The 21,986-nt window shown below is 61.4% G+C and carries 28 protein-coding genes; 13 read left to right on the top strand and 15 right to left on the bottom strand.

Annotated features, from left to right (window positions below; all coding sequences use genetic code 11):
• Positions 1 to 219: 219 nt before the first annotated feature.
• The 5 genes from LGH83_RS06330 to LGH83_RS06310 all read right to left on the bottom strand — a co-directional run bounded on the left by LGH83_RS06330 (position 220) and on the right by LGH83_RS06310 (position 6,271).
• Positions 220 to 2,595, bottom strand: a complete 2,376-nt coding sequence (locus tag LGH83_RS06330) for a DUF5906 domain-containing protein (protein WP_227401063.1) — start codon at positions 2,593 to 2,595, stop codon at positions 220 to 222.
• The gene (locus tag LGH83_RS06325; RefSeq protein WP_227401062.1) at positions 2,592 to 2,951 is read right to left on the bottom strand and encodes a hypothetical protein; all 360 of its coding nucleotides are present in this window, start codon (positions 2,949 to 2,951) and stop codon (positions 2,592 to 2,594) included. Before LGH83_RS06325 ends, LGH83_RS06330 begins: the two co-directional genes overlap by 4 nt.
• Before the next feature lie 200 nt (positions 2,952 to 3,151).
• Complete coding sequence (locus LGH83_RS06320) at positions 3,152 to 3,463, bottom strand: hypothetical protein (RefSeq protein ID WP_227401061.1); 312 nt, start codon at positions 3,461 to 3,463, stop codon at positions 3,152 to 3,154.
• Between the two features lie 274 nt (positions 3,464 to 3,737).
• On the bottom strand, positions 3,738 to 5,021 hold the full coding sequence (locus LGH83_RS06315; protein ID WP_227401060.1) for a tyrosine-type recombinase/integrase: 1,284 nt from the start codon (positions 5,019 to 5,021) through the stop codon (positions 3,738 to 3,740).
• A 365-nt stretch (positions 5,022 to 5,386) separates the two neighbouring features.
• Positions 5,387 to 6,271: a LysR family transcriptional regulator gene (locus tag LGH83_RS06310; RefSeq protein ID WP_227401059.1), complete on the bottom strand. Its 885-nt coding sequence runs from the start codon at positions 6,269 to 6,271 to the stop codon at positions 5,387 to 5,389.
• 169 nt (positions 6,272 to 6,440) lie between these two features.
• On the opposite strand from LGH83_RS06310, the gene LGH83_RS06305 reads away from it, so the two are divergent.
• The 4 genes from LGH83_RS06305 to LGH83_RS06290 all read left to right on the top strand — a co-directional run bounded on the left by LGH83_RS06305 (position 6,441) and on the right by LGH83_RS06290 (position 9,057).
• Positions 6,441 to 7,106: a peroxiredoxin-like family protein gene (locus tag LGH83_RS06305; protein WP_227401752.1), complete on the top strand. Its 666-nt coding sequence runs from the start codon at positions 6,441 to 6,443 to the stop codon at positions 7,104 to 7,106.
• A 263-nt stretch (positions 7,107 to 7,369) separates the two neighbouring features.
• On the top strand, positions 7,370 to 7,666 hold the full coding sequence (locus tag LGH83_RS06300; protein ID WP_227401058.1) for a putative quinol monooxygenase: 297 nt from the start codon (positions 7,370 to 7,372) through the stop codon (positions 7,664 to 7,666).
• Positions 7,667 to 7,776: 110 nt separating this feature from the next.
• Positions 7,777 to 8,505: an alpha/beta fold hydrolase gene (locus LGH83_RS06295; RefSeq protein WP_227401057.1), complete on the top strand. Its 729-nt coding sequence runs from the start codon at positions 7,777 to 7,779 to the stop codon at positions 8,503 to 8,505.
• A 366-nt stretch (positions 8,506 to 8,871) separates the two neighbouring features.
• Complete coding sequence (locus LGH83_RS06290) at positions 8,872 to 9,057, top strand: hypothetical protein (RefSeq protein ID WP_227401952.1); 186 nt, start codon at positions 8,872 to 8,874, stop codon at positions 9,055 to 9,057.
• Positions 9,058 to 9,356: 299 nt separating this feature from the next.
• Here LGH83_RS06290 and LGH83_RS06285 read toward each other — a convergent pair whose 3' ends face one another.
• Entirely contained in the window at positions 9,357 to 9,995 is a 639-nt protein-coding gene (locus LGH83_RS06285) for a TetR/AcrR family transcriptional regulator (protein WP_227401056.1), read from the bottom strand.
• A 56-nt stretch (positions 9,996 to 10,051) separates the two neighbouring features.
• On the opposite strand from LGH83_RS06285, the gene LGH83_RS06280 reads away from it, so the two are divergent.
• The gene (locus LGH83_RS06280) at positions 10,052 to 11,560 is read left to right on the top strand and encodes an FAD-dependent monooxygenase (protein WP_227401055.1); all 1,509 of its coding nucleotides are present in this window, start codon (positions 10,052 to 10,054) and stop codon (positions 11,558 to 11,560) included.
• Here the strand turns inward: LGH83_RS06280 and LGH83_RS06275 are convergent.
• Both LGH83_RS06275 and LGH83_RS06270 read right to left on the bottom strand, forming a co-directional pair.
• Entirely contained in the window at positions 11,529 to 12,023 is a 495-nt protein-coding gene (locus tag LGH83_RS06275; RefSeq protein ID WP_227401054.1) for a DUF4142 domain-containing protein, read from the bottom strand. The genes LGH83_RS06280 and LGH83_RS06275 overlap by 32 nt on opposite strands.
• 119 nt (positions 12,024 to 12,142) lie before the next feature.
• Entirely contained in the window at positions 12,143 to 12,694 is a 552-nt protein-coding gene (locus LGH83_RS06270; RefSeq protein WP_227401053.1) for a TetR/AcrR family transcriptional regulator, read from the bottom strand.
• A 60-nt stretch (positions 12,695 to 12,754) separates the two neighbouring features.
• Between LGH83_RS06270 and LGH83_RS06265 the strand changes: the two genes are divergently transcribed.
• Both LGH83_RS06265 and LGH83_RS06260 read left to right on the top strand, forming a co-directional pair.
• On the top strand, positions 12,755 to 13,231 hold the full coding sequence (locus tag LGH83_RS06265; RefSeq protein WP_131194695.1) for a monooxygenase family protein: 477 nt from the start codon (positions 12,755 to 12,757) through the stop codon (positions 13,229 to 13,231).
• Between the two features lie 145 nt (positions 13,232 to 13,376).
• Positions 13,377 to 13,643: a hypothetical protein gene (locus LGH83_RS06260; protein ID WP_131118458.1), complete on the top strand. Its 267-nt coding sequence runs from the start codon at positions 13,377 to 13,379 to the stop codon at positions 13,641 to 13,643.
• A gap of 88 nt (positions 13,644 to 13,731) precedes the next feature.
• Here LGH83_RS06260 and LGH83_RS06255 read toward each other — a convergent pair whose 3' ends face one another.
• From LGH83_RS06255 to LGH83_RS06235, 5 genes are all read right to left on the bottom strand, one after another.
• Positions 13,732 to 13,947: an alkylphosphonate utilization protein gene (locus LGH83_RS06255; RefSeq protein ID WP_227401052.1), complete on the bottom strand. Its 216-nt coding sequence runs from the start codon at positions 13,945 to 13,947 to the stop codon at positions 13,732 to 13,734.
• A gap of 77 nt (positions 13,948 to 14,024) precedes the next feature.
• Entirely contained in the window at positions 14,025 to 14,183 is a 159-nt protein-coding gene (locus LGH83_RS06250) for a hypothetical protein (protein WP_227401051.1), read from the bottom strand.
• Positions 14,184 to 14,298: 115 nt separating this feature from the next.
• The gene (locus LGH83_RS06245; RefSeq protein ID WP_227401050.1) at positions 14,299 to 14,952 is read right to left on the bottom strand and encodes a methionine ABC transporter permease; all 654 of its coding nucleotides are present in this window, start codon (positions 14,950 to 14,952) and stop codon (positions 14,299 to 14,301) included.
• Complete coding sequence (locus tag LGH83_RS06240) at positions 14,933 to 15,952, bottom strand: methionine ABC transporter ATP-binding protein (RefSeq protein WP_413771146.1); 1,020 nt, start codon at positions 15,950 to 15,952, stop codon at positions 14,933 to 14,935. Before LGH83_RS06240 ends, LGH83_RS06245 begins: the two co-directional genes overlap by 20 nt.
• 110 nt (positions 15,953 to 16,062) lie before the next feature.
• Positions 16,063 to 16,866: a MetQ/NlpA family ABC transporter substrate-binding protein gene (locus tag LGH83_RS06235; RefSeq protein ID WP_413771114.1), complete on the bottom strand. Its 804-nt coding sequence runs from the start codon at positions 16,864 to 16,866 to the stop codon at positions 16,063 to 16,065.
• A 181-nt stretch (positions 16,867 to 17,047) separates the two neighbouring features.
• Between LGH83_RS06235 and LGH83_RS06230 the strand changes: the two genes are divergently transcribed.
• The 6 genes from LGH83_RS06230 to LGH83_RS06205 all read left to right on the top strand — a co-directional run bounded on the left by LGH83_RS06230 (position 17,048) and on the right by LGH83_RS06205 (position 20,875).
• Entirely contained in the window at positions 17,048 to 17,242 is a 195-nt protein-coding gene (locus LGH83_RS06230) for a hypothetical protein (RefSeq protein ID WP_227401048.1), read from the top strand.
• Positions 17,243 to 17,326: 84 nt separating this feature from the next.
• On the top strand, positions 17,327 to 17,605 hold the full coding sequence (locus LGH83_RS06225) for a hypothetical protein (protein ID WP_227401047.1): 279 nt from the start codon (positions 17,327 to 17,329) through the stop codon (positions 17,603 to 17,605).
• Positions 17,606 to 17,961: 356 nt separating this feature from the next.
• The gene (locus tag LGH83_RS06220; protein WP_227401046.1) at positions 17,962 to 18,522 is read left to right on the top strand and encodes a biotin transporter BioY; all 561 of its coding nucleotides are present in this window, start codon (positions 17,962 to 17,964) and stop codon (positions 18,520 to 18,522) included.
• 32 nt (positions 18,523 to 18,554) lie between these two features.
• Complete coding sequence (locus LGH83_RS06215; protein WP_227401045.1) at positions 18,555 to 18,959, top strand: DUF1284 domain-containing protein; 405 nt, start codon at positions 18,555 to 18,557, stop codon at positions 18,957 to 18,959.
• A 306-nt stretch (positions 18,960 to 19,265) separates the two neighbouring features.
• On the top strand, positions 19,266 to 20,243 hold the full coding sequence (locus LGH83_RS06210) for a LysR family transcriptional regulator (RefSeq protein WP_227401044.1): 978 nt from the start codon (positions 19,266 to 19,268) through the stop codon (positions 20,241 to 20,243).
• Positions 20,244 to 20,350: 107 nt separating this feature from the next.
• Complete coding sequence (locus LGH83_RS06205) at positions 20,351 to 20,875, top strand: flavin reductase family protein (protein WP_227401043.1); 525 nt, start codon at positions 20,351 to 20,353, stop codon at positions 20,873 to 20,875.
• Between the two features lie 84 nt (positions 20,876 to 20,959).
• On the opposite strand, the gene rlmH is transcribed toward LGH83_RS06205, so the two are convergent.
• Positions 20,960 to 21,442, bottom strand: a complete 483-nt coding sequence (rlmH, locus tag LGH83_RS06200; RefSeq protein ID WP_227401042.1) for a 23S rRNA (pseudouridine(1915)-N(3))-methyltransferase RlmH — start codon at positions 21,440 to 21,442, stop codon at positions 20,960 to 20,962.
• A gap of 37 nt (positions 21,443 to 21,479) precedes the next feature.
• The gene (rsfS, locus tag LGH83_RS06195) at positions 21,480 to 21,935 is read right to left on the bottom strand and encodes a ribosome silencing factor (protein WP_319799618.1); all 456 of its coding nucleotides are present in this window, start codon (positions 21,933 to 21,935) and stop codon (positions 21,480 to 21,482) included.
• Between the last annotated feature and the right edge of the window lie 51 nt (positions 21,936 to 21,986).

The raw sequence follows: 21,986 nt of genomic DNA, 5'->3' as shown, positions 1-21,986 counted from the left end.
GCCTAAGTTTCTGTGCTTGTTGAGGTATTCCACTTGTTCCTCTTGTTCCTCTTCTAAAGAGAAGAGAGAAAGGAACCACAGAGCGGTCAGCCTCTGGGGTGCGCGCAATTTCCGTTCGGAGTTGGCCAAAAAGGCGTCACAAGTGGAACTTGCGTCTTTGTTGAACAAATGCAGCATGTTGAGGTGTTCCAGTTGGGTTCCACATAGCCTCAAAGCGGCTCATTCGACGGGGTCTTCCCACTCCAAGAGGTCGAGCCGGTCCCACTGCCAGCCTGGGAAGCGGGCCTCCCACGCGGCCCGGCACTCCGCGAGAGGCGGGAACGTCCAACCTCTGCGTCGCTGAATTTTCTGAGCATTGTCGCAGCCCTGGGAAGCCAGGAAGCGACCGAGCAGGTGATCCGAGTGTAGCCGGAGGCGAGGAGATATTTCGCGAGCCTGATCGTAGAGGCCCTTGCGCCTGACCGTGCTCGTGCCGCCGAATGTCTCCTGCTTCTCTTCCCAGCCGTTCGACACGGCGCAGCCACCCCCCTCGCTGCCCCAAAGGACGCCGGACTGAAGCAGCTCGCACCACCACGCTTCCTCGGGCCGGAGGCCTTGGCTCTGCTGCTGAACAAGGGCCTCGGTCCGCACGATGCGGCGCGGATGCCAATTCCCGAGGTCCATGTTCAGAAGGTCGTGCAGCATGGCGCCGAAGCCTCCGGCGTCCATCTCGTCGTAGATCGGCTGAAACCAGGCTTCGCTCTGCTTGTGTGTGTCGGCCACATCGAAAACGACGTAACGCCGTTCGTCCTCGCCGGCCGGCACGATCCAGTCCTCGTTCGAAGCCATCATAACGTGCAGCATGTTGGGCACCGTCACGCCCCGCACGCCCTTGTCCTCGATGAAGAGGTCCGGCTCCGTGATGAGCCGCTTCAGCGATCCTTCGGCGCTACGATCGCCAGGCCAGAAGGCTTCGTCGGCGAAGAGGAAGCACACGTCCCGAAGGTGGCCATTGAAGCGTCCGGCCAGGTGTTCGGCACTCGATATGTGCGTCCCGTGCTGGCCGAACATGTGACAGAGCGCATTGCCGAGCGTGCCCTTGCCGGTGCCTTTGCGGCCCCGGAAGACGATAGCGGCCTGTGCCCGGTCGGCCGGGTGTTGCACCGCCCAGGCGCACCATTTCAGGATGTAGGCCGCATGGTCCGGGTGGCCCGACGCCAGCACATCTTCGATGTGATGACGCATCCGTGACCAGCGGCCCGGCGCAGAGGGCACACCCCATCCGCGCCAGAGATTGAGGCGACCATCGATCTCGGTCGACCCGGCCGGCTGAAACGTCAGCCCACGATACTGACGGCGTTCGGGGTGGCGCAGCCACCAGTGGCCGAGCGACACGTTCTTGTCCCCGACCCGTATGGTGCGGTTCAGGTAGAAGTTGCGAAAATTCTCGAACGACAGGAACGAGGCGACCTCGCGGGCATGATCCTTCTGCCGCGCCTGTTCAAAGTGCAGAACCTGTGCCTTGCCGCCATCCAGAACCACGCAAAACTTACAGTTCAGCTCCGCAAGCTCGTCCTCTTCGGCTGGCGCGGTGTTTTCCTGCGCAGGCTCGGGATTGTCTTGGCCGGGGCACTCGGCACGGTTCAGGAGGTCGTCGAGCGTGCTGCCCGTTGCAAGAAAGTCGCTGGCGTCGGCGCCGGCCATCATGTCTGCGAACCGGACCACCTTCGGGACGAGTCCCGCGCGCTGCGCCATGGCAACCTTGCGCTCGGCACACTTCTCGCCGGCCAAGTCGTTGTCGGCCACAATGACGATGACGAACCCGCGAAGCAGATCGCTGCAATCCAGCACGTCGGAACTGCCGCCGAACGTGAAGGCGAGCCCGCCCGCTCGGACGATTGTGTCCGCATCCTTTTCGCCCTCGGTCCAGAACAACGGCTTCCCGTGATGTTCCGGGGCGAAGGGGCTGTTCGTGCCGGCCGGACCGATATAGGGCACGGGCACAAACCCGTCCGGCTTCTTGGCCTGCCAGCCGATCGCACCATCATCAGGGCGCCGGACCCTGTAATAGTCGATCCACGGCGGTGTGCCGGCTTCCTTCTTGACCTTGACGCGGACGGCCGCACTGTCGCGCCAGTAAACATGCCGGCGCAGATCGTCGTCGAACTGAGGCGGCTCGCCTTTGCCGATCGCAAAGAACTGGGGCTTGCCGTCCTCCCGTGGCTGCGTCCAGTCGGGCACGGGCACGTCCGCGAGCTTGGGCGCGGGTTTTAGGGGATGAATAGATGCACCAGACTGCCGAGCAGCACCGTTGCCGATGTTGCTCCGGGGTTCCCGGATGCCATTGTCGAGGCCGCTGGCGATCGTGGCCCTTGCCTCGGCGGGACCGTCCTTGTCGACGTACCCGCAAGCCATAGCTGCGGAGAAGAGCTTCCGCTCCGCCTCGCTTCGATCCAGAACCCCGTTGCCGACGAACTGCCCGATTGCGAACGCCGAGCGGTTGAGCTGAATGTTGCGGCCGTGGGCCGTCGACGCCACGATACTGCACTCAGCTTCCATGGCGCGCCTGGCGTAGGTCTCCGGGTTGTTGACGGTGTTGTTGAGACCGAGGCTCATGCCGCCTCTCCGTCGATCATGACGAACATGGGCTTGGCGAACCGATCGCCGCCGAGCGCCTGGAGAAAAGCAGGGTCGAGCGCCGCGTACCGCTCCATCGTCGAGACAAGGTCGGCGCCGCGATCGACATCCTTCTCGGGCTCGAATGCCCGGATGACGGAATAACCAGGGGGCGCCGGGATAATCGGGCCGGCGCACCACTCGATGTCGTCCATGCGGCAGTTGGCAATGGTGCGGGTGCCGTCCGTGAAGACGATCTCCGCATGTTCGCTCCGGTTGGTTGTCGCTGGGACCTCCTTGATGGACCGGATATGGTCAGTGTTGACGATGTGGCCGGGTTCGATGGGGAGCAGCATCAGCGGCACTCCCCGAACGCGAGAGCGGCCGTCAGACGTGCGCGATTGGCATCAAGGCCGAAGCGCGCGACAAGGTAATCCTTCTGGATTTCGGCGAGGGGGTGGACTATTTCGGGAGTGCAAGCCGTCGAGCTCTGCAGTTTCCCGAGGCCGGCACCTTTGCGAGAGGTGTTCGGCCTCATTTCATATCTGGTCATGACTTAAACGCCTCCCTCGCAAGCTTCAGGAAGAGAGAAGCGTTTGGGCGCGCGGGCGTCGGAAGACGAGCGTACGACTGGGCCGATCTTGCTCTTCGCCCATTCGTCAAGGCCGGTTTCAGAATAGAGGGGAATGCGACCGGCGAGGCGATAAGCCGGGCCGCCGCCAACAACCGCCTTCTTGGCGAGGGTCCGCGGGGAACAAGGGAAGTACTTGTCAGTCACATAGGCCGCAGCTTCGGCGCGGCGCAGGTAAGGGTGTGCAGGGTGCTCGATGGCGATGCCCGCACCCCGAACGATCGAAAGATCGGTCATGGGTAATCCTTGTCAGACGGGTGAAGGCTCGCGTTTCGCCGCGAACATCGCGCTCTGCTGGTGATTGAGGACCAGCATCAACAGGGCGGATAACGGTGCCCGGCCGAAGCGCTATTCCAGCGATGTTGACTATCGCTTCAAGTAGCGCACATGCTTTACCGACGATTGAGGGTCGGCGCAGCTATCCCCGTCTGATTAGGAACTTATTGAGTATCGGGTGGCTACGACATTCCGTCAAGGGCCACGCGCAGCTTTCCCATACACAATGAGGAGTCTATCGGCTCTTGGGCTTCGCTGGTTGTTTTAGTTGCACAATCTTCTGACGCCTTGCTGCGGTCTGGCTGGCGATGACTAGGGATACTCTGTCTGCGGCTGCCACCAGTGCGCCATCAAGCTTGTGAATGTAGCCGGCCGTCACCCCTCCTCCTGAATGCCCCAGCAACGCGGCGATGGTTGGCACCGTGAAGCCCAGATCTTCTGCCGTCGACGCGAACGAATGTCGGAGCACATGCGGAGTCACCCCCGGCATACGGCGACCGACGATCGTGCCCCACGCCTTCGGCAGTCCCTGAAAACTGCCTTGCCCTCGTATGGACGGAAACACGAACTCGCCCTTGGTCCGCGCCATCGTGCGCTCAAGCAACTCAGCGGCTGCCTGGCCTAGGGGGCGAATGCTGCGGCCCGTCTTGCTGTCACCGAGGCGGAGCGCCCGGCCAGCGAGATCAACCTCGACCCTGCGCAATCCCTCGACCTCACCCCGCCGGCATCCCGTTAGCGCCAGGAGGCGGATGGCCTCGACCACCTGCCATCTTTTCCCCATCCGCTCGGCTGCGGCCAACCGCCGACCAAGACGCCGATAACCCTCTTCGTCCAGCCGCATGGACCGTTTCTTGTCAGCCGGCCGGACAACGCCCGTAACCGGGTTGTCGGCACGATGCCCCTCTTCCACCGCATGCGTGAAGATGCCGCCCAAAAGGCCGAGCGTGCGTGTGGCCGTTCCTCGACCACCAGTGACGATGGCGCGACCTCGGGCCTTTGTCTTCACGTCAGCGGCCGTCTTGCCGGATGACACGTCGCGCAGGAACGCACGAATATCCGCCGACGACACATCTTTGATGGGCCGATGCCCCAGGAGCGGAATGATGTGGCGCTCGATCCGGCCGCGATCCGTCACGATGGTCGAGGCCTTCTTGGCCTGCCGCCGCCGCGTAATGATCAAGCCTTGGTCGGCCTTCTCGATGTACGCGTGGCAGAGCTCGGCTACCGTGGTCGCCTGCCGTTCTGTTCGCCGGCTCTCGGCCGGATCGTTGCCTCGGGCGACTTCGGCAAGCACCTTGCGAGCCTGGCTTCGACCCTCCTCTGGCGTCAGCACGCCGTAGCGGCCGACCGTAATGCGCCGACTGCGACCGTTCGCGTTCCTGTATTGCACCAGGAACGACTTGGCGCCGCTCGCCTTTATTCGCAGCCCGAAGCCACGCAGCTCGTCGTCCCAGAGGAGCGCATCCTGTCCAGGTTGGACGGACAGCGCGTCGATCATCCGTTTCGTGAGCTTCGGCATCAGAGGGAACCGGGTTAGCAGGCAGGGTAAGCACCGGGTAAGCAGGCGGCAGCAATGTCGAGAACACAACAGCAACCTTCGCCATCGTCGGGGCACGTCGAAACGCTACCATGAACAGCGGCTTAGGAACGATCAGAAATTTGGGGTAAGCACGAGAAATCTTGTCACCCTTGCCCTCCGAAGGCAGAGGTCACACGTTCGAATCGTGTCGGGTGCGCCATCTCACCATCAAACTCACGCGAACCGATGGTTAGGGCGGCCTCGCTTTTTTTGGGCCCCGCCCATTTCGAGGAGCTGGCCGTCGGGATCGCGCACGAAGCGCCGCGTCTCAGCGTTGTAAACCTTCAGTACAGCCGAGGCAGAATTTATCTTGACGTTATGATGTCGGCAAACCAGTTGACGAATGCGAGAGCCTTGGCCGTTGGTAACCGCCCGGTCGGGTAGAGTGCCCAGAGGTCAACGCGAGGAAGGTCCCAGTCCGTGAGGACTGCCAAAACTCTGCCATCCGCGATCTCGGGTATCATCCAGCGGGAACCGATTGCCAATCCAAGTCCAGCGAAGACCGCCTCACGCACACCCTCCGCAGCACTGACGGCGAGCCGGGTCGGGACCCGCACCGAGGTGTCGGAAGTTCCCCGGCGAAACCGCCACTCTTCGGCAATCAAGCTTCGTGAGTAAACGATTGCGGTGTGATCGAGCAGGTCCTTAGGCGTTTTTGGCGTGCCCGCTGCCGCAAGATAGGCTGGACTTGCGACCACATGGCGCTCGGTGCTCGCGAGCTTGCGAGCGGTAAGGCTTGAATCGGCCAACTCACCGGCGCGCAAGGCGATGTCGATATTTTCGTGGAGGATATCAACATAGCCATCGTCCATCACGAGATCCAAGCTGAGACCAGGATGCATGCTGAGGAATTCGCCAATCCGAGGCACAATGTGCAGCCTGGCGAAGGTGACTGACGCACAAACCCGCAAGCGTCCTTCAAGACCCGCCCCCTCGCCACGCGCTGCGATTTCAGCTTCATCGGCTTCGGCCAGAGTTCGCTTCGCCCTTTCATAAAACTTCTGACCCGCCTCTGAGGGATGCAGATGTCGGGTCGAGCGGACTAGGAGTCGCACTTGAAGTCGATCCTCCAATGCCGCGATCATCTTCGAAACCGCTGGCTGCCCAATCCGCAAATCTCGCGCAGCTGCCGAAAACGAGCCCGTTTCTATAACCCGCACAAAAATGTCCATCGCATGAAGCCGGTCCATAAACTCAAATCCATATATTCTAAGAAAGAATATATGATATTGTCACGACCTGCCTACTGCAACGATCAAGAATAGCTCATTTAGGCTTCACGCCAGCGATGGTGCTGCGCCGCCAGGGAGAAGCTCGATGACGTTCCAGGAAACTTTCGCCCATATCATGCAGTCCGATTTGCCGCTGCAAGGCAAGCTCGATGCGTTCAAGGTCGAATTCGATACCCGACTCGCTCCCCCGGCAGCAGTCGAAGCTCTTCATCGTTCCGTCGACGAGTTGATCGCGTCGGGTGCACCGGATCGCGCACTGAAGGTCGGATCCATCGCGCCGGCGTTCACGCTCCCCGACCCCGACGGCAATCCGGTCTCGTCCGAAGCGCTCCTTGCGAAGGGGCCTCTGGTCGTCAGCTTCTATCGCGGCGTTTGGTGTCCGTACTGCAATTACGAGCTGACCGCACTCGAAGCGGCCCGTTCGGAGATCGAGGCACGTGGCGCGAGTTTGGTGGCGATCTCCCAGCAATTGGCGCCGAACAGCCGGAAGTCGCAGCGCCAGAACGGGCTCGGCTTCCCGATCCTAGGCGATCATGGCGGCGAAGTCGCCGCCCAGTTCAACCTGCGTTGGACGCTGCCGGAGTATCTGCGCGTTGCCCACAGGACGCTCGGCGCCGATCTGCCCCAATTCAACGGCGAGGACAGCTGGACCCTGCCGATGAGCGCCCGCTACGTCATCGCGCAGGACGGAACAATCGCCTACGCCGAAGTGAATGGCGATTACACCCGCCGCCCCGAGCCGTCGCTGATGTTCCCGGTTCTGGAACAGCTGGCGCGCCAGCACGCCGCGTAACGCCTCTTCAATGTCACTCATCTCCTACCTCGGCGTTTGACGCATTCGAAAAAGGGATGGGCGATTTGACGTCCCGTCTGCGAACCACCGCTGCCCGATGCCGTGCCGATACGGCGCGGCATCGGGATACGGACGCAAGTGGCGAGCAAACTCTCTGAACCGCGTAAATCAATAGTTACGTTACGGAACTGAGCTGGCGTCGCGAAGCCAGCTTCGTACTGCGCGCGCAGCCGCGCGCGCATGTCAACACAAGGAACACTGACATGTCTAAGTTCGCATTCCTGATCGAGATGAAGGCCAAGCCTGGCAAGGAAGCAGAAGTCGAGGCGTTTCTCGCGAAAGAAGCGTCGCTGGTGAAAGACGAGCCTGGAACGCTGACATGGCACGGCTCCAAGGTCGAAGGCGAGCCGGGTGTCTATCGGGTGTTCGACTCGTTCCCCGACGAAGCTGCGGGCGAAGCCCATATGGCCGGCCCTCCAGGACAAGAGTTCGTTGAGCGGGCACCCGATCTGTTCGCCGAGACGAAGGTCCTTCGTCTTCAGGTGGTCGCATTCAAGTAAGACCGCAACTTGGCGCTTGAGTGCCAATACTGATGTGAAGGTGGGCGGCTCGGCGCAAAGAAGATGCCAGCCGCCCGTTTCTAAGCAAAAACTTCCCGAAAGGACAGCCCGTGACTACCGGCTCCGCTAAACCAACGATCGTGCTCGTGCACGGTGCCGTCGAAGATTCATCGCTTTGGACGCATGGCGTGATCCAGGGACTCACGCGCGAAGGCTACCCGTTCAAGGTCTTCTCCAATCCCTTGCGGGGCGTGGCGCACGACGCTGCCTACCTGCGCAGCCTTTTGGACATGATCGAGGGACCAGTGCTCCTCGTTTCGCATGCGTATGGCGGGGCCGTCATCAGCCAGGCGGGGGACGACCCCAAGGTCAAGGGCCTCATCTACGCGGGCTCCCCCATGCCTGCGGCGGGGGAATCGACAAACGACTGCCTCGATCGGTTTCCCGGCGGCGACTTCGCCACGTCGGTCGATCTGACCCCATACACTTTGCCTGACAGAACCACCGGCATCAATCTCGTCGTCAAAGCGGACCGGTACCGTTATCTTCTCGCCGCCGACGTGCCCGAGGACAAACTCGCGCTGATGATCGCCACCCAGCGACCCATCTCGCTCGCAGCCCTCAACGAGAAACTGACTTCGGCTGCCTGGACGAGCAAGCCCAGCTGGCAAATCAGGCCCCTTCTGGATCCTGTCATTCCCCAAGCAGAGTTTGCATTCGAGGCCGATCGGGCCCGCTCCCAGGTTATCGAATTGAGATCTTCACACGCGATCCCGGTAACGTTCCCGGACGTCGTGGTCGATGTGATCGGGCAAGCTACCCGCACAGTCACACCGTGACGCCGGTGGCCTTTCGGCATGGCGGCTAGGCAAGCAGCACACCGTCAAGACGGTCAACGACGAGGGACGCGCCGGGCGCTCTTTCCCTCGAACTATCCCCCTGCCTGAGCCATCGTCGAACCCCGGGGAGATCTAGCAGGCTGTTGATGAAGGCCTACCGGCTGCGGTTTGATCCTGATTCACTTGTCCTGAGCGGGAGCGATGACATGCGCGGATCGGACGAGCGGACGGGTGCGCTTTTCTCGTATGTGGATCTGGAAGCGCGGGTTCGGTCGGATCATCCGCTTCGGGTGATCCGGCGCGGGGCGCTGAGGGTTTCGCTGGAGCGTTTTCTTATGATCCCAAGACCTTGCTGTCGGCACGGAGTTGCAACGCGAAACGCCGCTGACGTTGACTGATCTCGCCGTCATCGCCGAGGGACCCAAGGATGTGCTTGCCCTTGCCGCGTTACTGATCGCCATCAAACAGCCGCGCTGGCTCATGGGCTGGCGAGATATCTGCCGATCGAGCGATGAGCGGACACTGATTGCGAGCGTGATTCCCAGAGCATAGTCCGCATTCCCGAATGAAAGCTAATTCACCTTAGAGGCTACTTGAGTACTTGGACATCGGCCTGTCAGTTTCAAACACACTTTGTGGGTGAACCGTCGAAGGCCGTGGCCGGATGCTCAAGAATGCTTAGAGACCAAGCACTATCGAGTGACGTGCGATTAAGAAGTGTCAGCAATAGATTTGTTCTGCCTGGAGCGGGCCGTGGGTCGTCCACGGCACACCATTTGTTGTGAGATACCGAAGTCCAGTGGGTATGCTCGGCGCTCTTATGCGACCGACCGCAGCGAGATCTTGAGAGCTCAGACATATGGCGTTCCTGCCAGGGCGGCTTTCAGGCCGGCGCTTCCCCGATCGACGATGGTCAGAAATGCCGATTTCGCATCCTCGGCCCGTTTGGTTTCCCGAAATATGCGGTGCGCTTGGAGAAATGCCACACTCCAGGTCGCCAGCAGCAGGTCCGCAGCCAGGTGGGCGAAATGATCGGTCGGCTCTTGCCCGATCGTTTCGGCAAGAGCCGCCATAACCAGATGCGCGAGCTCGCCGCGGATCGCCCGTGCGCGGGCCTTGAGTGTTTCGCTACCCTCGACCGTATCAACGAAGGTTTGGCTACCGGTCGAAAACTGCACGTAAGGGCGTTGTTCCCCGACAAGGCGATGGGCGAGCAGGCGCAACGTCTCGACCGGGGAGACGTGTGGATCCCGCCGGCTCAGGGCGTCGCGGATCACGTCGCGCCCCTCTTGGTCACGATCGAAGAACATGTCCTCCTTGCGCGGGAAGTGATTGAACACCGTCATTCGCCCGACGTCGGCGGCTTCTGCGATCTCATCCACAGTCACATGATCGAAGCCCCGCTCGAAGAACAGGAGGGTCGCGGCATCGGAGATGGCTTGCCGCGTGGCCAGGCGCTTACGTGATCGCCGATCGACTGACGTTGACATGCCGCTCTCTCTAACACATTATAAAAATATACTCAGTATATAATAGGATTTAGTCTATGTCTGTCATCGATGTCGTCGTCGTGGGCGCTGGACCTGTCGGCCTGTTGACCGCGATCGAGCTGACCTTGGGCGGCGCGCGCGTCCTCGTGCTGGAACGTCTGGCCGCTCCGAGCATGGGCATCAAAGCCATGTCGGTCGGGCCGCTGGGTGTCGAGGCTCTGCAGCGTCGCGGGATGGCGACTGTGCTCAGCAGCGAAGAGGCGCGAAATCTGATCAACCTAAAGCAGGCGGGATCGAGCATCGCCGGCCGATCGTCGAAGGTCAGTGGCCATTTCGCGGGCCTCTTTCTCATCCGGAAGGATGCGCAGACTGACGCTGAACGGCGAATGCGCTTCGTCGATCAGCAGGGGCTCGAGGCTGTCTTGGCGGATCGGGCGCATGTGCTTGGGATCGAGGTGCGTCGCGGTTGCGACGTCACCGATTTTGTGCAGCAAGAGCACGGCATCGACCTGCGCTGGACGTCCGCGGCGGGCGAGGATCAGGTCCGCTGCGCGTATCTCGTGGGATGTGACGGGGGGCGCAGCGCGATCCGCAAGATGGCCGGTTTCAATTTTCCTGGGACGCCGCCGACGCTGACGATGTATCAAGCGATCGTCGAGCTCGACCATCCAGAGCATTTGTTGCCCGCTGGTTGGCATCGCACGGCGGGTGGGGTGTTTTCTTACGGGGCCTTCCCCGGTCGATTGTTCATGCTGGATTTCAGCGGCCCGCCCGAGAACCGGCAAGCTCCGGTGACGCATGACGAGATCGAAACCGTCCTGCGCCGCACCAGCCTTCAGGACGTGCGCGTCACGTCGCTCGGACCCGCCAATCGTTGGACCGACAACACGCGCCTTGTCGACACGTATCGACACGGCCGGGTGCTGCTGGCCGGGGATGCGGCGCATGTCCATGCGCCGTTCGGCGGGCAGGGCTTGAGCCTCGGCCTCGTGGATGCAGCCAATCTTGGCTGGAAGCTCGCGGCGGTGGTGCGCGGCGAGATGCCCGAAAACCTGCTCGACAGCTATACGACCGAGCGCCGGCCCGTTGCCGAAGCCGTCCTCGCCAACACGCGCGCGCAGGTGGCCATCATGCGGCCCGATCCGCAATCCGGAGCGATGCGCGACATCATGGCCAATCTCATGCAGTTCGACGACGTCAACCGCTTCATCGGCGAAATCACGAGTGGTCTTTCGGTCCGTTACGATCTCGGATCGGAGCAGGACGAGGTCGGGCGTCTCCTGGGCGACACCGCGATCAGCCATGGCGAGGTCGTCGCATCGCTTTATGAGATCCTGCAGGATGGTCGGGGCGTTCTGCTCGATGGGTCCGCCAAACGTGGAGCCTCGGCGTTCGTAGCCTGCACCACCCAAAGAGTTAGTTGCGTCACGGTCGATCGAGGCCGGTCGATGCTGATCCGCCCCGACGCTTGTGTCGCCTGGGTCGGGCAGGGTGACAGCCTCGACGGCTTGGAGGAGGCGCTTCGCCGCTGGTTCACTCCGCCGAGAGCGCCTGGGCGGCTTTGAACTGCGCCTCTGCGACCGGGATCATCGTGGTCGCGAAGGCTTTCAGGCCCGCATCCTCGCCGAGCAGCATGTAGTCGGCATAGAGCGTCAGAGCGTTGGAGTGGTTCTCCGCCTGATCGGCCACATAGGCTTTGTCGAAGGTTGCGCCGACCGTTGCACGCAGCTTCGCCACGCGCGCCTGATGATCGGGATCGAGCGTCATCGGAATCGTCACGCCGGAACCGGACGCCGCCGGCCCGAGCGCCGCCTCCGTCGTTTCATGCTCATCGATCATGCGGCGCGCGAAAGCCGTCAGCCGAGGATCGGTGGCATGGTCGAGAGCGAGCCGTGATTCCGCGATCGCGAAGAGATTGGCGTTGGATGCCCGTGTCACGAAGTCGATTTCGGCCTTGGTGTCCGTCGCTTGGGCGGGCGCTCCAAACAGCGCGATCCCAAGGGCCGCGAGCGCAATCCGGAAGGCCATGCTGCAACTCCTCACCCGCAAGCTGCGCGGCTGCCCAGCCTACCGTCAGATTAGGCGCGCATGAGCCGACGTGCAAAGCCGCGATCGTCCGCCCGTTCTCACTCGAGCTGCCTGTCGTTTCAATGTTGCCGAGCGCGGCCGAGACCATCCACGAAAAGATCGAGGACGGCTCGGGCGTGACCAGAATCGCGCGGCAGCCGGCCATCGAGCGTGAGGGTCGCAAGACCATGCACCATCGCCCAAGCCGCCGTCACGGCCGTCGCGGCACGATCGGGCAGAAGCTTCGCAATGCGGCCGGCCAACACACCATAGGCCGTGTCGCCGCTGGGAGGCTCGGCGGGCGCGCCGAGTTTCGGGTCGGTAAACATCAGTCGGAACAAGGCGGGATGCGCGACCGCGAAAGCGATATAGGCGAGCCCTTGTGCGACGAGGGCCGCCTGGTCGTTCTCGGCGCGGTCGGCCTCGATCAGCACCTCCCGCAGCGACGCGAAGCCGCTCTGCTTCACGGTGTTCATCAGGGCGGCCTTGTCGGCAAAATGGCGATAGGGCGCCATGGCCGAGACACCGGCAGCCCGGGCAACGCCGCGCAGCGTCAACTCGTCCGGCTGGTCATCTAAGAGCAGCATGGCTTGCCGGATAAGCCGCGTGCGGAGATCGTTTTTCTCGTTCACCCTGTTTACACTGTAAGCGCATCACTCTATGCTTACACTGTAAGCAGAGGAGCCATCACGATGCAAGGCACAAACCGCAAGACCGTCGACCTCAGCGCTTATCCTGATCTTGTCATGGTGCTCCTGGGGTTCAGAGTGAACCGGCTGCGCTCGATCCCGGCGTTTCTGCGTTTGGGCAAGGGCTTCGCTGAGATCGAGCGTGATCCGCCTGAGGGCTTGCTTGGCGAGGAAAGGTGTTTGTATGGCTGGAACCATGTGGGTTTCAGGCAATATTGGCGCGATCTCGACTGTCTCGAACGGTTCACGCGATCCGCTCCCCATTCGGTGTGGTGGCGCGAGTTTCTGAGCGATTCGCACGGCGCGGGCTTCTGGCACGAGGCCTATAGCGCGAAAGGCGGCATCGAGGCGATCTACATCGGCATGCCGAAAGCAACGGGCTTAGCGGCCTTTGCGCCGCCCCGAAATCCGGTCGGCCCGTTCATGTCCGGCCGGGATCGGTTGAGGGACGATGCCGCCAAGCGGGCCTCGGCCGCGTAAGCGATTCTTATGAAACGCGACACGCGAAGTTGTCCGTTATCCACCGCAGGTTCTGCAAGGGAGCCATCCAAACTTCGCGTTGACCAGCCGAGTCAGCGGCTTATTGGTAGGCTGCGGTCACGCCGGTCGCTCGAAAGGAATGTCGATGAACATGGTCCGCCTCCTGGGCAGTCTTGGTGTCGCGGGGCTGTTCGCAGTCGCATCCGTGCCGGCGCTGGCACAAGACTCGACCCTCGGGTCCAGCCCCAATGTCGTCTGTGGCTTGATCAACTTTGCATTCTGCCCGCAAACCCCGCCGATCGATGTGGCTGCGCCCCCGCCGCCTCCGGTCGCTCAAGCGGCCCCCATGGAACCGCCGGTGCCTGCTCATCACAAGCGGACGCGTAAGCACAAAGCGACCCCGGACACCTGACCGCGGCCGCCTCGTGGTTTTCAGAGGCGCATCGGATGGGTCGACGTGAGACGATGAGCAGCGCCGCCTTGGCGCTGCTTTGGTTCGATTAAGCTTTCTTCAGGAACTGTGTCTTCAGGACCAGGCCCTTCACCTTCTCGACGTTGCATTCGACTTCGTCGACATCGCTGGTCAGCCGGATGTTCTTGACCAGCGTGCCGCGCTTCAGCGTCACGGAGGTGCCTTTGACCTTCAGATCCTTGATGAGGGTCACCGAATCGCCATCGGCGAGCGCAGCTCCATTACTATCCTTCACATCCGACATCGACGCTGCTGATCCTGCTGATTGCGTCCGCGACAGTGCCGACGGCGTTGCGAGTTGCGCCTGGCTCCTTGACGGGGTCAATCCGGCCGGGTCTGCCGAGACTGCAGATAAGAGCCGGTGAGCTCGATGCGGTCGTTATGGGCGATAGCTTCGATATCGACCACGCATTGTCGACGCGGCATCCGAGCGGCACGTCGGCGCTGCGACAGGGTGGTGAAGCTGCTGTTCGGATTCATGGCGATCCTCATGCGTCGTCTCGGCCATGACCTCGCCGGCGTTCCTCATAAGTGATCTGAATTGGTTTTATTGCGCTGCAATATCTATGCTGCAGCGCAATTCATAGCAAGCGTTTCAGCGATGGTCGAGCGCCCGAGCAAGCCGGTCACCCAGCGCTTGGATCAGCGCCACCAAGCCGATCAGCACGACGATGACCGCGATCATCACAGGCGTGTCGAACCGCTGATAGCCATAGCGAATCGCCAAATCACCGAGGCCCCCAGCGCCCACCGCACCCGCCATCGCCGATGCTCCGATCAACAGCACCAACGTGACCGTAAAGCCCGAGATCAGCCCGGGCAGCGCCTCGGGAATCAGCACCTCGCGAACGACCGTGAGCGTGCTGCCGCCCATGGCCCTGACGGCCTCGATCAAGCCGCGATCCACCTCGCGCAACGAAACTTCCGCAACCCGCGCATAATAGGGAATTGCCGCGATCGAGAGCGGCACAATGGCGGCGGCGGTGCCGATCGAGGTGCCGACAAGCGCGCGGGTCAGCGGAATGAGCGCGACCAGGAGAATGATGAAGGGCAGGGACCGGAACGCGTTGACGATGGCGCCGAGTACCCGGTTGAGCGGCATATTCGTCCAAAGGCCACCGGGGGCCGTGCCGACCAAGACCAGGCCAAGCGGCAAGCCGATTACAAAGCTGATCAGGCCCGAGGCGGCGGTCATCATGCCGGTTTCCCAAAGGGCAGTCAGCAGTCGATCATAAGGGATGCTGGGCATATCCGACCAACTCGATGGATGTTGCAGGCAAGGCAAGAGTCTCGCGCAGGGTTGTGATGCGCTGCGCGTCCGCGTCAAAGACCGCGAGCGTCAGGGTCTGAACGTTTCGTCCGTCGATAGGATCGAGTGTCGCGTCGAGCAGCAGCGGTTCTCGGCCGAATTCGGTCGCGAGAGCGGATAGAACGCGGGCGGCGCTCTCGGACGGTTGGAGCACCATGCGAAGCATCGCAAAATGACCCGGCTGGTATGTCGGAGAAAGCCGGTCCGGCGAGAGCGCGGCGTGTCGATGCTCGGAGCCGATCAGGCGGCGCGTGAGCTCCGTCGACGGCGCTGTGAAGATCCGTTGCGTCGGCCCCTGTTCGGCGATTTGCCCTTTGTCGAGCACGATCACGCGTTGGGCCAGTGCGCGGATGACGCTCATCTCATGGGTGATCAGGACGATGGTCAGCCCGAGTTGCCGGTTGATGTCGCGCAACAGGTCGAGAATAGAGGCCGTGGTTTCAGGATCGAGCGCTGATGTCGCCTCGTCGGAGAGGAGAAGCGCCGGGCTGGCGGCCAGTGCGCGCGCGATGCCGACGCGCTGCTTCTGGCCACCGGAGAGTTGTGCCGGATAGGCATTCGTCTTTGCGTCCAGGCCGACGAGATGCAGCATGTCGGCGATTCTGGCTCGCCGCTGGGTTGCCGGGACGCCCGCAATTTTCAGCGGCAAGGCGACATTCTCGGCGACCGTCTTCGACGAGAGAAGGTTGAAATGCTGGAAGATCATCCCGATCCGGCCACGGACCCGACGAAGGTCCGGCTCGGACAGATCATCGAGGCTTTGCCCGAGGATCTCGACGCGCCCACTCTCGGGTCGCTCGAGCCCGTTGAGGCAACGAATCAGCGTCGACTTGCCGGCCCCGCTGCGACCGATGATGCCGAGGATTTCGGCCGGCATCACCGACAAGGTGATCCCGTCGACTGCCGCGAGCGCGCCGAACCGCTTCCGCACGTCGACCATGCTGACGATCGGGTCCGCCTCGGCCTGACGCGCGGGGGCAACACGGTCAGTTTGTGGTCCAGACCGGTCCTGCACCACGATGCGGTTCATGGCCTTGTCGGAGATCTGGCTCACCAGGCGGCCAAAGCCGTCCCTTTATAGACGGTTTTCAACGTCTCGCGGATCGTGTCGTTCTGGTAGGACGCCACGAGCGTTTTGACCCAAGCGTCATTCTCGTGCCCGGCCTTGACGGCGATGAAATTGCGATAAGGATTGTTCTCGGTCGGTTCGATGCTGATGCGTTCCTTGTCGGGGGACAATCCCGACTTCAACGCCCAATCTGTATTGACCACGGCCGCATCGAGATCGTCGATGGAGCGCCCCAACATTCCGGCGTCCAATTCCTTGATCGCAAGGCCTTTCGGGTTGTTCACGATGTCGGCCGTGGTGGCCAGAATGCCGGCATCGGGCTTCAACGAAATAAGCCCTTGCGCCTCGAGCAGGCGAAGCGCTCGGCCCTCGTTGCTGGGGTCATTTGGCACGCCGACCACGGCGTCCTTCGGAAGATCGGCCACGGCTTTGACCTTGCGCGAATAGAGGCCGATGGGCCAGACAGCCGTATAGCCGACCGGCACGATGTGATAGCCGCGCGTCTTGATCTGGTTGTCGAGATACGGCTTGTGCTGGAAGGCATTCGCGTCGAGTTCGCCGCTTTCCAGCGCCTCGTTCGGCTGCGTGTAATCGTTGAACACGACGAGTTTCAGCGTGAGACCCTGCTTGGCGGCCTCTTTGGCGACCACGGCCCAGACATCTTCGTCCTCAGCGCTCATGATGCCGACCCGCACGGTCTGTTCGGCTTGCGCTGCGAGCGGAAGACCAGCCATGAGGGCAAAGCTGGCGGCCAGCACGGCACGGCGGGTAGAGGCGAGCACCATCGTCACGATCCTTCTTATAGACTATCAGATCGATAGACTAATTCGTTCTCTCTATCAACCGGGATATTCGTTATAAAGGACAGTGTCATGCGGCATTCCGGTTGCTTTCCCACAGAGTCGAATGGTGGCAGGACAGTCGGGCTGCTCCGCGCCCGATTGTCCACAGCGTAAGGAAACGAACATGAAGATCATGCTGATGCTTGTCGGAGCCGTCTTGCTGCTGGTTGGGGTCGTCTGGGCGTTGCAGGGGATGAATTATATTGGCGGCAGCTTCATGAGCGGACAGCCGCAATGGCTGACGATCGGCATCGCGACCGCAATCGTCGGCGTGATCCTGATGGCGTTCGGCAATCGGCGCCGGTCGCCCCGGCTCTGACAGGCAAGCCGTAGCAACCAAGCTTGACCATTCGCGTTATCGTGTTGTGTGCTGTCGTTTTGCATCCAAATGGAGATTAGTCGTTTGAAACGTCAATTGATGATCGCAGCCGGTCTGCTCTGCCTCTGTATGGCTCCGATGTCGGCGCAAGCTCAGGGGATCGGACGTGGCGCGCAAGAAGGCGCCGCAACCGGGAATCGCGCGGCTGGTCCGGTCGGTGGCGCTGTGGGCGGTGTCGTTGGCGGCGCTGTGGGCGGTGTCGTCGGCGGCGTGAAGGGTGTCCTCGGGGTGCCGCAAAGCACCGAATATCGTCGTCACCACGGCCGCGCCTACTATCGGCATGGTCGCCGCTATTACCGCTAAATCTTTCGGTCTCGGCACGAAGCCCGGCTCTCGCCAGAGAGCCGGGTTTTTTATGCCGATCGACCCCTCTGCCTGTGGCGTAGACCCCGCCGCGAGAGGCTTGTGGGGTCGAAACGGTGACGCGATGTTCTTGCCGACGACGCCAATGGCGGCCTGAAGAAAAGCACAGCCTCGCGCAAAATCCGAGCCAGCACGCTTGACGAACGAAGGACCATCTCGTCAACGTGAAGGACGCTGTGGTGCATTCCCGTCGGCTCTGCGGCTGGTTCGGATCACCATCGTCTGTCAAATCAAGCCGGAGACACCTTCTCGTCACGAAGGCGCTTCGGCCAATCCGTTGCTTGAGGACCCGCTGCATGAGCCGATCGCCCACTTCGTCGCTTCCCGTCCTTCCCCTTTATGGCAGCGGCGCCGCGCAGATCGTGGCTGTCGTTGTCGGGACTGGGGTGCTGGCCGCTTCGTCCTGGATCCAGGTCCCGATGATCCCCGTGCCGATCACGATGCAGACCCTGGCGATCACGATGATCGGCGCCTTCTACGGATGGCGTTTGGCTCTTGCGACGGTCTTGGCCTGGTTTGCCGAAGCGGTGTTCGGCTTGCCGGTTCTGGCGGGAGGCGCGGCCGGCATCGCTCATTTCGTCGGCCCCACCGGCGGCTATCTTCTCGGTTTTGCAATCGCGGCCGGCGTTGTCGGCCTTGCGGCGGAGCAAGGCTTGTTGCGCCGTTCGCTTGCGATGTCGCTGGGCGTCATGCTGGCGGCCAACGCACTGATCATCGCGATCGGTTGTGTCTGGCTGGCGCGATTCGTCGGCTGGGAAGCCTCGATCACGGCGGGCGCGACGCCCTTTATCGTCGGTGGGATCGTCAAGGCCGCCTTGGCGACCGGCATCTATGAAGCGGTCGGTAAGCGGGCCTGATGATTGCGCTGCGGGCTCATCACCTGCTGTGTATGCTGACCTTCGTGGGACGCGGATATTCCGCGTCATTCGTGCAAAACCTCGCCGGCATCGTTGCTCGGATCGACGAGGGCGAGTCAATCAAGATCGTCGATGGTCCGGATGACATCTGCGCGCCCCTTCTGACCGACCCCGATGCCCACTGTTGGTTGACGCGGGTTCGGTCACGGGACATCGCCGCAAGCGAGGCGCTGGACGCCGAATTAGGCATCGATGCCATGGCAGGATCTCGTTTTTCTGTTTCTCCCGCTCTGCTGATGCGGCTCCGTTCTCGTTTCCAAGCATCATCGATTCGCGGCGCTTGTGCGGGCTGCGAGTGGGCAGCGCTGTGCACGGATGTTGCGAGCGAAAATTTCATCCAATCGAAACTTCAGGGAAGCGGGCAGTCCGCAGCCTAGCCCACCGCACCTCTCCCGTCTTGGAACGAATGCGTTCTATAATTATTAGCCTTGTGTCGGGCTGAGACAGCGTATAAGTCAAAATGTCGCAGGAATGAGTCGCAGTAGGCGTCGGTCGATGAGCAGTATCGATGGCGACTCTGCTGGATAAAGTCGGCCTTATACAATGTAACCCGTGGTCATCTACGCGAAGAGGCTAGCCTACCGCGATCGTGCGAGCCTCGCCAGCTTATCGAGTGTTGCTCAAGTGAGCGGTATGCGTTTTGCTCGGAAGAGGGGTGAGCGTCAAACGGTTGGAGAGTTTTGGTGGATTTGCGGCAGCTCCGATATTTTGTTGCGATCGTCGAGCAAGGGTCGTTCTCAAAAGCGGCGCAGCTTTTAAACGTTGCACAGCCAGCGCTCAGTCTTCACGTTCGGAATATGGAAGCCGATTTTGGCAAGAGCCTCCTGTTCCGCAAGGCGCAAGGGGTTGTCCCGACCGAGGCTGGCGAGATCCTGCTGCGTGATGCACGCTCGATCATCCGGCAATTCCAAGCCACTAGACAAGAAATTCAGGAATTCGATGCCGAGCCCCAGGGCGATGTCAAAATCGGCATGTCAGCGTCGATCAGTCCGTTCTTGGGCGTGTCGCTTCTCCTCGACACCAAGACCAAATTTCCCAAGGTTAAAGTCAAGATCGCAGAAGCGATGAGTGGGTTCGTCCTCGAATGGCTGAAGCAAGGACGGATCGACATCGGATTTTTGTATCAGCCGATCAAGGATGGTGGCTTAAAGTCTATTCCAGTTTTGTCGGAAGATCTTCTTCTTGTCGGTCCGAAGACGCCGCTCGAGGGTGTCCATGCTATGGAAATGGATTACATCTCCTATGCGGACTTGTCTAAGCTTCCATTGATTATGCCGAGTACTGGGCATGGCTTACGCGATATTGTACAGGCCAAAGCGCTCGCAATGGGGCATGACCTCAATGTGGTGTTAGATCTCGATGCTTATGCCTGTTTCCGACCGCTGCTGCAGCACGGACTTGGTTATGCGATCCTCCCGGCGAATGTCGTCGCGCGGGATGGGACGGACGGTCTGAGGACTTGGACAATCGGGGAGAAGCCTCTCCATCGCACAATCTATCTGGTTCACCACAACGATCGTCCGCTGACCCGAGCGGTCGGCGCGGTGATCGAGATTTGCTCCGCGACGTTCGAGAACATGGTGAGCAATACCGAGTGGAAGGGGTCAAGCCGAACCGATATTCCAGGGCTGTTCGCAACCGAAACCAGCGCTGTTCATTAGGCCGGTATCACTTTCGCATCGCGTGAGTTGTCGTGCTGTCTCATCGGCCGCGCGATCTTGTCAGACGTGATGGAATGCCGATTCTGAATCCCTGAGAGGGATGCTCCATGCACAGCGACGCGCGAATAGCCGAAGGCCAGGACATCTTGAACGGCTTTAAAATGGCGATGCGTCGATTAGCATCGACCATCACTGTGATCACAACAGCGCTCGACGGACGACGTTACGGGATGGCCGCAACCTCGGTGACGTCAGTCACGGCGCATCCTCCAGCTCTCTTGGTTTGTATCAACCAAAGCGCCAGCATCCATGCGCCGGCGATCGCGAGCGGCCGCTTCTGTATCAATCTTCTCGGTTTGGATCACGACGAGATGGTCGGTCCCTTTAGCGGCCAGGCGGCTGGCGAGGATCGATTTGCCTATGGCACGTGGGACGCGCATTCCGGTGGACTTCCGTATCTGATCGACGCTCAGGCGAACCTCTTCTGTGTTCTGACCAAACGAGTTTCATACGGCAGCCACTCGATCTTCATCGGCGAAGTGGAGCAAGTCCGGCTTTGCGGAGACACTGAGCCGCTCATCTATCAGGACGGTGGCTTATACAGGACCTTAGGGCTGCCGACGCAACCCTAACCCTCTGATGGCGCGAAAGACATCGAGGAACGCCGCGGCACCGTTGTGCGATCGACCGAGACCGCCGAGAAGCAGCCGCGCTGGTCACCCACGATGATAGGGATGACCCGCCAAAATCGTGCACGCTCGATAGATCTGCTCGGCCGCGAGGACGCGAACGATCTGATGCGGGAAGGTGGCGGCACCATAACAGAGGCACAGCGCCGCGCGGGCGCGGACCTCGTCGCTCAATCCATCGGCTCCGCCGATCACGATCGCAACCGCATCAATCCCCTCATCGCGCATGACCCCAAGCTTACCCGCGAAAGCTTCGCTGCCGAGCGACGCGCCACGTTCATCAAGGGCGACGATATGGACCTCGGATGGGCATTCCGCGAGGATCGCGCGACCCTCCTCGCGCTTTCGTTCAGTCGAGGAACGGGCTCGGCTCTCGTCGAGTTCACGGACCGCAATAGTAGTCAGGCCGACGCTCCGCGCCATGGCCTGAGCCCGCTCCATATAACGGGACATCAGTTCGCGTTCAGGTCCTGTCTTCATCCGACCGACCGCGAGCAAAACGATTTTCATGGCTCGGTCCGGGTCGGTTTAGGGCAGCCGGGGAAACTCAGGCTCCCGCGCGCCGTGCATCCCGGTCGGCCTGCTTTTCGTCGGGCCGATCGACGCCCCAAAGCTTCTCGAGATTATAAAACTGGCGGACTTCGGCGCGGAAGATGTGCACGATCACGTCATGTGCATCGACCAGAACCCAGTCACAATTCGACAAGCCCTCGACGCGCGCCACGACTCCGAGATCCTTACAGGCCCGCGTCACGCGATCCGCAATCGAACTCACATGCGTCGTTGAGCGACCGGTCGCAATCACCATCATGTCGCAAAGCGAGGTCTTGCCACGAAGATCGAGGGGGAGAACTTCGTCGGCCTTGGCGTCGTCAAGACTGTCCAGGACCGCCCGAATGATCTGATCGGAGTCAGGCAGAGCGCCCGACGGTGCGGGTTTCGGCGAAACCGCTTCAAGAATGGTGCTCGTGGCCAGTGCGTGTCCCTCACATCCGTGAACCACACGACACCCTCGGTGCCGCGTTCGGCCCACCATTGCGTCACCCCAACAAGA

This window comes from Lichenihabitans sp. PAMC28606, assembly GCF_020616535.1.
In the GTDB taxonomy this organism is placed as follows: Bacteria; Pseudomonadota; Alphaproteobacteria; order Rhizobiales; family Beijerinckiaceae; genus Lichenihabitans; species Lichenihabitans psoromatis.
Note: the sequence above shows the minus strand (reverse complement) of the source record. Positions and strands in the feature narration are given on the sequence as shown.